At 64.4% G+C, this 11332-nt stretch carries 5 protein-coding genes and 1 pseudogene; all 6 read right to left on the reverse strand.

From position 1 onward, the window contains the following. A pseudogene (locus BN972_RS29410) lies at positions 1–1355 on the reverse strand (PE family protein); the annotation flags it as partial. Between the two features lie 238 nt (positions 1356–1593). After that, on the reverse strand, positions 1594–2007 hold the full coding sequence (locus BN972_RS27460; RefSeq protein WP_036366227.1) for a hypothetical protein: 414 nt from the start codon (positions 2005–2007) through the stop codon (positions 1594–1596). Between the two features lie 136 nt (positions 2008–2143). Further along, positions 2144–3229 carry a methyltransferase gene (locus BN972_RS27465; RefSeq protein WP_036366231.1) on the reverse strand — a complete coding sequence of 362 codons (1086 nt, stop codon included), beginning with the start codon at positions 3227–3229 and terminating at the stop codon, positions 2144–2146. A gap of 65 nt (positions 3230–3294) precedes the next feature. After that, the gene (locus BN972_RS27470) at positions 3295–4665 is read right to left on the reverse strand and encodes a hypothetical protein (protein WP_036366233.1); all 1371 of its coding nucleotides are present in this window, start codon (positions 4663–4665) and stop codon (positions 3295–3297) included. An 83-nt stretch (positions 4666–4748) separates the two neighbouring features. After that, positions 4749–8429, reverse strand: coding sequence for a PPE family protein (locus tag BN972_RS27475; RefSeq protein WP_080697244.1), 3681 nt, complete (start codon positions 8427–8429; stop codon positions 4749–4751). Between the two features lie 96 nt (positions 8430–8525). Further along, positions 8526–11332, reverse strand: a 2807-nt coding sequence (locus tag BN972_RS27480) for a beta strand repeat-containing protein (protein WP_390176244.1), incomplete at its 5' end; no start/stop codon positions are given.

Below are 11332 nucleotides of genomic sequence, written 5' to 3' on the forward strand. Positions count from 1 at the left end.
ACCGTTGACGGGGCCGCTGATGGAGATGCCGTTGCCGGCGTCACCGCCACGACCGGCAAATGCACCTGCGCCGGCATTCCCACCGGCGCCCCCGGTGCCCCAGAGTCTGGCATTTCCGCCGGCCCCGCCGGAGCCGCCGTTTCCGCCGTCTCCACCGCCCCCGCCGTTTGAACCGCCGCTGGTGGAGCTCACGCCGTTGGATCCGTTGCCGCCGGTTCCCGCGGCAGCACCGTGTCCCCCGGCTCCACCGTCGCCGAACAGGAGTCCACCGGTGCCACCGGCACCGCCGCTCCCGCCATCTCCACCAGCCCCGCCGCCGACGGTCCCGATTGCACCGCCGGTGCCGCCATTACCCGCAGTCCCGCCGTTCCCGCCGGTCCCGCCAGAGCCCCACAGGCCGGCATTGCCGCCGGCACCACCGGTCCCGCCGGACCCGCCGGCGCCGTTCAGGCCAGCGGGGTTGACTCCGGAACCGCCCCCGGCCCCGTTACCACCGTGACCGCCAGCGCCCGCGTTGCCGAACCATCCGGCGTCGCCCCCGGCACCACCATTGCCACCATCACCACCGGCTCCGCCTCCAGCGAGACCACCTGCACCGTTACCTCCGCGTCCGCCGGCACCACCGTCACCGAAGAATCCAGCGGAACCGCCCGCGCCGCCAACACCCCCGGCCACGCCCCGCTCAGCGCTGTCCCGCCGGCGCCGCCCGCTCCGCCGCTGCCGAACAGCCAGCCGCCGGCACCACCGCGACCACCGGATGCGCCCGCACCACCGCCGCCGCCGAGCCCGCCGTTCCCGATCAGCCCAGCAGCGCCGCCGTTGCCGCCGGCCACTCCGGCCGTGGTGCTGGTACCACCGTTGCCGCCGTTGCCGTACAGCAGGCCGCCGGCACCGCCGTCCTTTCCTGGCGCCCCATTGGCCCCGTCACCGATGAGTGGGCGCCCCAGCAATGCCTGAGTGGGCGCGTTGATCAGGTCTAACGGGTTCAGCGACTGGCCCACCGGAAGGCCAGGGAGCCGATTGAGGAAGCCTTGCAGGTCTAGCACGGCAGCGGGGCCGCCCATCGGTGCGGCATTGAAGGCCTCAGCCAGCGCGTAAGAGCCACCGGCACCCGCCATCGTCTGGGCGAACTGCTGGTGAAACAGGGCAGCTTGGGCGTTGACGTTTTGGAAGGCCTGCGCGTGGCCGGAGAACAGAGCAACTATCGCTGCCGACACTTCGTCGGCACCGGCAGCCACCAGCGCGGTGGTGGGGGCGGCCGCTGCCGCCGCGGCTTCGGAAACCGATGAGCCAATACCCGCCAAATTGGTTGCGGCCTCCGCCAATAGGTCCGGGGCGGCAATTAAGAATGCCATTACTTCCTCCTCCATAAACCCGTGGCGCCAATTAGCCAGCACGTTAATACGCTCTCGCCACCGGCCGGCCCATTTTTGAGAAGGAGCCTGGCCAATTTTTAATGGCCCGGCACCGGCGTAATGCACACGTCTGCGAGCGGTGCATGTGCACACTGCACACCACAGGCAATGCAAAAGGCCGATACGGGGCACGCACCCACAGGTCGCTGCGGCGGCCCCGTATCGGCGGGGAGGGGAGCTACGCCTTCAGTCGGCGCACTCCCAGGTATTGCAGGCCGGCGAACGCCGCGGTGTACACGCCGCTGGCCAGCGTGGCGCCGACCCCGACGGCCGTCATCGGCACCAGCTCAGCGGCGGCGATGGCCGCGACCGTGTAGACGATGTTGGCCACAACCACGCTGATCCCCGCGCGACGCAGATCGGGCAGCGCGGCCAGGCCGAACACCGCAATCCCGTACAGCACGAAGAACGCGCCCACGCTGTACTCCTGGCCGGAGGTGAGGCCGGTTAACCGGGACGCCGGGTCTGCGGCGGCGGCCACTACCAATCCCATCAGGCCCGTCAGGGTCGCGTCGGCTCGCATCGCGAAACGCAGTAGCGAGTCGGTGGAATCGGAAAAGGGACGGGCGGTCACACCGGGTATTGCGGTCATGCTGGTTTCTCCTTGGCTCCGTTGGTTCGGTCGAACACATTTGACGGTGCCGTTTTTGCACTGCCAGATCGACGCGTGGCGCTGCCAATTACTGCCACGGAGACAATGACCAGGGAGTTCGGTCAGGTATTCCCGATCACACCGCCTGAGCCTCGATCACGTGAAACGGCGAGGCGGTCGGCACCACCCGCTTCAAGCGGTAACCGGCATCCTCGAAGAGTCGCTTGTACTCGGCGGCCGAGCGCTCCCTTGCGTCCAGCGCGAGCAGCATTTCCAGGTCGAGCCAGTTGCCGGCGTACTCCCGGTGGTGCTCGGGGAGGACGAATTCGACGAGTAGTAGGTGTGACCCGACCGCTGCGGCGGCGCGCACATTGCGCAGGATTCGGAGCGCGTCGTCGTCGGCCCAGTCGTGGATGACGCTCTTCATCACGTAGGCGTCGCCGCCGGGGGGAACGGACTCGAAGAACGAACCCTCGACGATCTGGACGCGGTCCTGGACTCCTTGTTCGGCGAGCACGGCCGGCGCTCCCGCCACGACCTGGGGCTGGTCGAAGAGCACCCCGCGGGCCCCTGGGGTGGCGTTGAGGACCTCGGCCAACAGCCGGCCATGGCCGCCGCCGACATCGACGATGGTGGCGAACGGAGTGAAGTCATACGCGGCAATCACGGGTCCGATCGAAAGCGCGGATCCGGCCGTCATGGCTTGGTTGAATATCTCGCCGAGCTCCGGCTCGGACGCCAGATATTCGAACGCCGGTTTCCCGCGCAGCACCGGCACGACGGATCTTCCAGTGCGGATGGCGTCAGCCAAATGGCTCCAATGCTCGCGGTGCTGGGGTGAGCCCAACCAGCGGGCCCATCCGGCCATCGAAATCTCCGCATCCCGACGAAGGGTGTCCGCGAGCGGAGTGAGCTCGTAGCGGCCATCGCGGCGCTGCCGGAAGATGCCCCGGCTGATCAGCGCCCGGAGCAGTCGCCTGATCGCGTCGGCGTCAGCGTTGACCGCGTCTGCCACCTCTTCGGCCGACAGGGGCCGGTCGGCAAGCGCGTCGGCGATGCCGAGTTCGGCGGCCGCCGTGATCGCCTGCGCAACCCACCCATCGATGATCATCTCCATGATCGCGGCTTGGGGCGGCACCATGCGGCGGTGCAACCGGGCGAGGTAATGCCGAACGGTTTCGAGGGCTTGCGCAACTTGGGCTGGCGGTGGTTTTGCTGGCATAGCTGTTTCCCGCTTTCAAGGTCGGATACGTGTTGGCAAGGCCACGAGGGCCCTCGAGCGATTAATTAGTCGGCCGAAACCGTAACCCGCCCACGCAAATCCGCTGCGATCAGGCGGGCCGCCGCATTCTGCCAGTTGTGCAGGGAGCGCTGCGGCACCTCGGTGACCAGCCACTGCCAGGCCTGGCGCGCGGTCGAGTCCAGACCGGCGGCGGTGGCGTTCTGGGCATAGGCCCGCACGCCCACGACGTACGGGAAATACAGCGAGTTGTAGTAGCGCCACTCCTCGGTGGTGCCGAAATCGCCGCCGTCACGGGGCTTGAGCCGTGCGATGCCGTCGGCGAGCACCGCCTTGAGTTCGTTGGCCCGCTCCACCGGATGGTCGGGGGCGCCGCGGGCGGCCAACCGCTCGCCGATTACCGGCAACGCGGTCAGCGGACTGGCGACCAGCTTGGTCAGATCGCCGTAGTGGCCGAGTGCTCGACGGGTGAGCCGGACGAATGTGTCGTCGTCGATGTCGTCGAGCGGATCCGTCGAGCGCAGCGGCAATGCCGCCTCGGCGTTGCGCAGCGCGGCGCGGTCGGCCCGCAGTTCGGGTGATTTCGAAAACGCCAGCCGGTCCAGTACGCCGGCCAGCGGGTCAGCCAAGACCTGCACCGTGAGCGCGATGGCCAGGCTGGTGAACAGCAGCACCGTGAGGGTGGTCTGGGCGCCGGGATCGTTGCGGGTGACGGACAAGCCGATCAGCGCCTGACCGCCGAAGAGCGCCGTCACCGCCGCGCAGCCCGCGAACGACCGCAGCATGTCGGCGCGCAGCGCCTGGCCCTCGTCGAACGCGTCCCACAAGGCCACCGCGACACCGAGCAGCAGCACGTCGAAACCGGTGGACGCCAAAGCCAGCCAGCTCGGCACCAGGCCGAGCGGAATGATCAGGATGGCGTTGGCTAGCGCGAAGAACAGCGTCGCAACCACCAGCGCGCCGGTGACCGGCGCGGGCCGAACCGGGCGCAGCGCGTTGCGGGCCATGGCCCCCAGGGTGGATACCGAGATCACCGCGGACATCAGCCAATGACCCAGCCGCAGCGGTCCGTCGACGTTGCCGGCCAACCTGGCGGCCAGCAAGGTCAGCGCGGCGACGGCACCGACAAGCAGCAGCTCGCGGGTCCGTCCCCGCGGACCGTCAGCCGGTCTGGCCAGTTCCAGGAGCACCGCGAACCATGCCACCCCGGGCACGGCCACCAGGTACACCTCGACCTGGCTGAGCAGCTGGGCATGTGTCGCACTGGTATTGCGCACCGCGTCCAGCGCCACCACCAACGCGAACCCGCACAGCCCGATCGAGGCCAACACGAGCACCGGCTTGCGCGGATCGCGGGCCAGCAGATACAGCCCCAACCACCCGCTCAGCGTGAACACCACCGCCGACAGCGCAGCCATGGATCCAGTTTGTCACGCGGCTGTTCGCCGCATAGCGAGTGCCGGCATTCCACCGGGAGGTGCGGCTGCCGTCGATTTTGCCGTTACGTGGTAGTGGTGACGAGGCTCGCCTGGATCGGCGAGAGGGCCGCCAGCGCCGCCTGCAGCACACTGGCCTGGCCCTGCAGGAAGCCGGAGACCTGGCTGCCGATGTTGCCCACACCGGAGATCATGGCCGCGGTGTTCCCGGCCAGCGTGCTGGTGTTGGCGAAACCGGAGATGGCGTTGCCGAGGTTCTGGAAGCCCGACAGCAACGAACCGGAGTTGTACCAGCCCGAGGTCAGCGCCCCGTTGGCGTTGGCGAAGCCCGAACTCAAATCGCTGGAGTTGAAGAAACCAGAAGTGCCGCTGGAATTTCCGTTGAAGTAGCCCGACGACAGCGACCCCGTGGAATTCCCGACACCAAGCAGGCCCGGTATCGAAAGGTCGAGCTGGCCAACGAAGTTCGTGTTGAAGGGGATCAATAGGTTCGCCCCGACCACGAGGTCGTTTAAGACGATCGGGTTGATGACGATGGGGTCTATCGCTGGGGAGACGAGGGTTCCGTTGACATCGATAGTGAAAAGAACGGTAACCGACACGTCGACCGGGATGCCGAACGTAGGGATCGGTTGGATGGTGATCGGAAGGAACTCACCGGTGATCGGGATCGCGACGTTGGCACCGAACAGTACGTCGATCGGAATCGCCGGGAGATTGATGGGGACGGAAATACCGCCCTGCTGGCTGTCGGCCAGCGTGAATGAACCGGTGTTCCTGCTGCCGGTGTTGAAGGAACCGGTGTTGAGGTCGCCTGCGTTGGCGAAGCCGGTGTTGATGCTGCCGCCGTTGAAACTTCCGGTGTTCCGATCGCCGGGGTTTGCATCGCCGGTGTTCAAGCTGCCGGCGTTGAAACTTCCGGTGTTGTAGCTGCCGGTGTTGCCGATACCGGTGTTGTAGCTGCCGGTGTTGCCGATGCCGGTGTTGCCGATGCTGGTGTTGCCGATGCCGGTGTTGTAGTCACCGGCGTTGCCGATGCCGCTGTTGCCATCGCCGGAGTTGAAGAAGCCGACGTTGTTGTTTCCAGAGTTGAACAAACCGATGTTGCCGCTACCAGCATTGAACCCGCCGAAGCCGACGTTGCCGCTACCCAGCAAGCCGATACCGGAATTGTTGTCACCCCAGTTAGCCAACCCGATATTGCCGTTACCGCTATTACCGAACCCGATGTTGCCGTTGCCGGTGTTGCCAAAGCCGATGTTGCCGCTACCGGAGTTGCCGAACCCGAAGTTGCCATCCCCCAGATTGCCGAACCCGAAGTTGTTGCTACCCAGATCGCCGAACCCGAAGTTGAAGTCGCCCAGGTTGCCGCCGCCGAAGTTGCGCCCACCCACATTGCCGAAACCGAAGTTCAGGTCGCCGATATTGCCGCCACCCACATTCAGCCCACCCTGGTTGCCCAGACCGATGCTGAAGGTGGTGAAGTCGCTCACCGCATTGTGAGCCAACCCCGAAACCTGGCTGCCGAAATTGCCGAAACCAGACACGACCGCCGCCTGCGCCGCGTCCAACGAACTCGCGTTGAACATGCCCGAGATGCTGTTGCCCAGGTTGCGCATACCCGACTGCAGGTCGCCCACATTGCCCACACCCGAGGCACCCAGCCCCATGTTCTGCCATCCCGAACTGCCGGCGCCAGAGTTGAAGAAACCCGACGAACTGCCCGAGCCGCTGTTGAAGAATCCCGACGACGGGGCATCCGTCGTATTGCCGAAGCCAAAGCCCACCGGAATCGAGAACGGAATATCGATCGGACCGACAGTGCCGGTGATACCACCGAACAGGGTGTAACCCGGGCCGCCGATTACGAAGTCGAGCCGTGGTCCGCTGACCGTGATAGTCGGAACATTGATGGGACCGATGGTGCCGTTGATGTTGCCCCCGGTGATAGTGATCGGCATCTGGGGGACGGTGAACGGCACAGTGGTGATGTCGAAGGTGCCACCGGACACCGTCACGTTCAACGGGATTCGCATGCCGAAGTCCACGGGGATCTGGTCGATGTGGAATCCGTAGGCCAGACTGGTCGCGCCCTGGGCGTCGCCCCGGATGAACATCCCGACGTTCCTGTTGCCGGAGTTGCCGATGCCGGTGTTGATGTCGCCGGAATTGCCGATGCCGGTGTTGATGTCGCCGGTATTGAACCAGCCGGTATTGGTGTTGCCGCCGTTGAAGTCACCGCTGTTGAAGCTGCCCTCGTTGAAGCTGCCGGTGTTATAGCTTCCGCGGTTACCGATACCGGTGTTGAAGTTGCCCGGGTTGAACAATCCAGTGTTACCGATACCCGAGTTGCCGATACCGGTGTTGTAGCTGCCGGTATTAAACAGACCCGAGTTGCCCACCCCAGAGTTCAAAATGCCGCGCAGGTCAAAACCGGAGTTGCCGATACCGACATTGCCATCACCGGTGTTGAAGAACCCGACGTTGTTATCCCCGGTATTACCGAACCCGATATTGCCGGTGCCGGCATTACCGAAGACGTCGGTTGCCGCGGTGGCGGCCGCCGACAGCGGGTTGCCGCCAACACTCAGGCTGTGGAGCAAGTTACCCAGACCGCCCGAACTCAGCGCACTCTGCACCACACTGCTCAAGCTGGGGTTGCTCAGCGCGGCCGTCGACGACCTCAGCACGCTGGTCACCAAGCTGCCCCCAGTGGGGCTGGAAAGCACCGAGGTGAGCGCGGTGGTCACGCTCGGGTTGGTCATTACCGTGTTGACCGCGGTATTAAAGGCTCCGCTTTGCACCACATTGGACAGCGCAGTGGTGAAATTCTGATTGCTGAGCAGACCAGTCACCATGGCGGTCAACCGGGGGCTGTTAAGCACCGTGGAAACCAGGCCGGTGAGGTTCGGCGAGCCGACGACCTGATTCAGCACCTTCGTCCAGCCACCGACGCTGAGCCCACTACCCCACGAGGACGCCGCCGTGGCCGCACCGCTCCCGGTGCTATTCCAGCCGATGCCTTGCAGGTGCCAGTTGGCCAGCCCCCCGGTGCCCGCCTGCACACTGCGCAACAGACTGGCCACGTCCAAACGGCCGATCTTCAACCCGGCCAGCAAATTGCTCACGCTTCCCGATCCGCCGCGTCCTGCCGAACTAAGGGCGGTCGCAAGTCCCGACACCTGCGCGACCGCCGCTTTAATCGCCCCCGCCGCGCCAGCAAGCGCCTTCGGCGCCTGGGCGAACGGCGTCAACGCCGCCGCCGCCGCCGAAGCCCCACCGTGATAACCCAACATCGCCACGATGTCCTGAGCCCAGAACTCCTCGTAGGCCGCCTCCGTCGCCGCAATCGCCGGCCAGTTCTGGCCGAACAAGTTCGAAACCGCAAGCCGCACCAGTGAATTGCGATTGCCGGCGATGAGTGCCGGGTGCACGATCATCGACCGCGCGGACTCGAACGCCGACACCACCGCCTGAGCCTGAACCGCCGCCTGCTCAGCCGCCGCACCCGCAGCACTCAACCACGCCGCATACGGTGACGCCGCCGCAGCCATCGACGCCGCAGCCGGACCCTGCCACGCATCATTGATCAGACCCGAGGTCACCGCCTCGAAAAACGACGACGCCGAACTCAACTCAGCAGCCAGGCCAGTCCAGGCCGACGCCACCGACGCCATCGGTGCCGATCCCGCCCCGATCAGCATGTTCAGAGAGTTGATCTCAGGTGGCAAAGTCAGGAAACTCACCGGCTCAGTCCTCTTCCTTACATTGCAGGAAAGCTTCTTTGGAGTCGTAGATGGTGCAGCCGAATGGTCGACCCTCGGGGGCGGGGAAGTACATCATCAGCCAGCCACCAAGTCCGCCAGCGCCGCCTGCAGCGCATTCATCTGGCCGTTGAAGAAGCCGGAGACCTGACTGCCGATGTTGCCCACACCGGAGATCAGGGCCGCGGTGTTCCCGGCCAGCGTGCTGGTGTTGGCGAAACCGGAGATGGCGTTGCCGAGGTTCTGGAAGCCCGACAGCAACGAACCGGAGTTGTACCAGCCCGAGGTCAGCGCCCCGTTGGCGTTGGCGAAGCCCGAACTCAAATCGCTCGAGTTGAAGAAACCAGAAGTGCCGCTGGAATTTCCGTTGAAGAAGCCCGACGACACCGAGGAGTTTCCGATACCGAGCATCCCCGGCAAAGTGAGGTTGAGTTGGCCGGGAGCGTTCATCTGGAAAGGCACCTGGACGTTCACCCCGACCGCGAGGTCCTTCAAAACGATCGGGTTGACGACGATGGGGGGCAACACTGGGCCTTGTTGAGTACCAGTGAAATTGATCGTCAGAATAAATTGAACCCCCATGTTGACCGGGATGCCGAACTGAGGGATGTGGATGGTGATCGGGTCGATCTGACCGGTGATCGGGATCACCGCGTTGGTACCCGCGACCACGTCGATCGGAATCGCCGGGAGATTGATGGGGACGGAAATACCGCCCTGCTGGCTGTCGGCCAGCGTGAATGAACCGGTGTTCCTGCTGCCGGTGTTGAAGGAACCGGTGTTGAGGTCGCCTGCGTTGGCGAAGCCGGTGTTGATGCTGCCGCCGTTGAAACTTCCGGTGTTCCGATCGCCGGGGTTTGCATCGCCGGTGTTCAAGCTGCCGGCGTTGAAACTTCCGGTGTTGTAGCTGCCGGTGTTGCCGATACCGGTGTTGTAGCTGCCGGTGTTGCCGATGCCGGTGTTGCCGATGCTGGTGTTGCCGATGCCGGTGTTGTAGTCACCGGCGTTGCCGATGCCGCTGTTGCCATCGCCGGAGTTGAAGAAGCCGACGTTGTTGTTTCCAGAGTTGAACAAACCGATGTTGCCGCTACCAGCATTGAACCCGCCGAAGCCGACGTTGCCGCTACCCAGCAAGCCGATACCGGAATTGTTGTCACCCCAGTTAGCCAACCCGATATTGCCGTTACCGCTATTACCGAACCCGATGTTGCCGTTGCCGGTGTTGCCAAAGCCGATGTTGCCGCTACCGGAGTTGCCGAACCCGAAGTTGCCATCCCCCAGATTGCCGAACCCGAAGTTGTTGCTACCCAGATCGCCGAACCCGAAGTTGAAGTCGCCCAGGTTGCCGCCGCCGAAGTTGCGCCCACCCACATTGCCGAAACCGAAGTTCAGGTCGCCGATATTGCCGCCACCCACATTCAGCCCACCCTGGTTGCCCAGACCGATGCTGAAGGTGGTGAAGTCGCTCACCGCATTGTGAGCCAACCCCGAAACCTGGCTGCCGAAATTGCCGAAACCAGACACGACCGCCGCCTGCGCCGCGTCCAACGAACTCGCGTTGAACATGCCCGAGATGCTGTTGCCCAGGTTGCGCATACCCGACTGCAGGTCGCCCACATTGCCCACACCCGAGGCACCCAGCCCCATGTTCTGCCATCCCGAACTGCCGGCGCCAGAGTTGAAGAAACCCGACGAACTGCCCGAGCCGCTGTTGAAGAATCCCGACGACGGGGCATCCGTCGTATTGCCGAAGCCAAAGCCCACCGGAATCGAGATCAACGGAATATCGATCGGACCGACGGTGCCGGTGATACCACCGAACAGGGTGTAACCCGGGCCGCCGATTACGAAGTTCAGCCGTGGTCCGCTGACCGTTATGGCCGGAACGTTGATGGGACCGATCCTGGAGGAGTCGGTTATCGAGCTGAGAGCGCCGACGTTGATCGCTCCGATGGTGTACGGCTGAGTGGTGATGTCGAAGGTGCCACCGGACAGCGTCATGTTCAACGGGATTCGCATGCCAAAGTCCACGGGGATCTGGTCGATGCGAAGCGAGTAGGAAAAACTGGTCGCGCCCTGGGCGTCGCCCCGGATGAACATCCCGACGTTCCTGTTGCCGGAGTTGCCGATGCCGGTGTTGATGTCGCCGGAATTGCCGATGCCGGTGTTGATGTCGCCGGTATTGAACCAGCCGGTATTGGTGTTGCCGCCGTTGAAGTCACCGCTGTTGAAGCTGCCCTCGTTGAAGCTGCCGGTGTTATAGCTTCCGCGGTTACCGATACCGGTGTTGAAGTTGCCCGGGTTGAACAATCCAGTGTTACCGATACCCGAGTTGCCGATACCGGTGTTGTAGCTGCCGGTATTAAACAGACCCGAGTTGCCCACCCCAGAGTTCAAAATGCCCTTCAGATCAAAGCCCGAATTGCCGATCCCGACATTGCCGTTACCGGTGTTACCGAACCCAATGTTGTAGTCACCGGTGTTACCGAACCCGAAATTGCCGGTGCCGGTATTACCGAACACATCAGTCACCGCAGCCGTCGCGGCCGCAGGGCCCACCGCCAACAGACCGTTCAGCCGGGCCGACAAACTCGTCCCACTCAGTACGCTGCTGATCGCCGGATTGCTCAACAGGCTGCTCACCGCCGAACTACGCAACAAGCTGCTCACCGTCGGACTGCTCAGCAGGTTGCTGATACTCGGGCTGTTCAACAGGTTGCTGACGGTTGGGCTGTTGAGCAGGGTGGTGACGGTCGGGCTGCTCAGCGCGCCGGTCAATGCCGTCGTCACGGTGGCGCTGTTGAGCAGACTGTTCAGCCCCCCAGAACCGGACAGACCCGCAACCAGCGCCTGCAGGCTGGCACCTGAACCACCCAAGCGACCCC

Origin of the sequence: Mycobacterium asiaticum DSM 44297, from assembly GCF_000613245.1 — a bacterium.
GTDB lineage: Bacteria > Actinomycetota > Actinomycetes > Mycobacteriales > Mycobacteriaceae > Mycobacterium > Mycobacterium asiaticum.

Bases quoted from the DNA above. Each gene is read 5' to 3' on its own strand.
- BN972_RS27460 (WP_036366227.1), bottom strand. From the start codon at position 2,007: ATGACCGCAATACCCGGTGTGACCGCCCGTCCCTTTTCCGATTCCACC.
- BN972_RS27465 (WP_036366231.1), bottom strand. From the start codon at position 3,229: ATGCCAGCAAAACCACCGCCAGCCCAAGTTGCGCAAGCCCTCGAAACC.
- BN972_RS27470 (WP_036366233.1), bottom strand. From the start codon at position 4,665: ATGGCTGCGCTGTCGGCGGTGGTGTTCACGCTGAGCGGGTGGTTGGGG.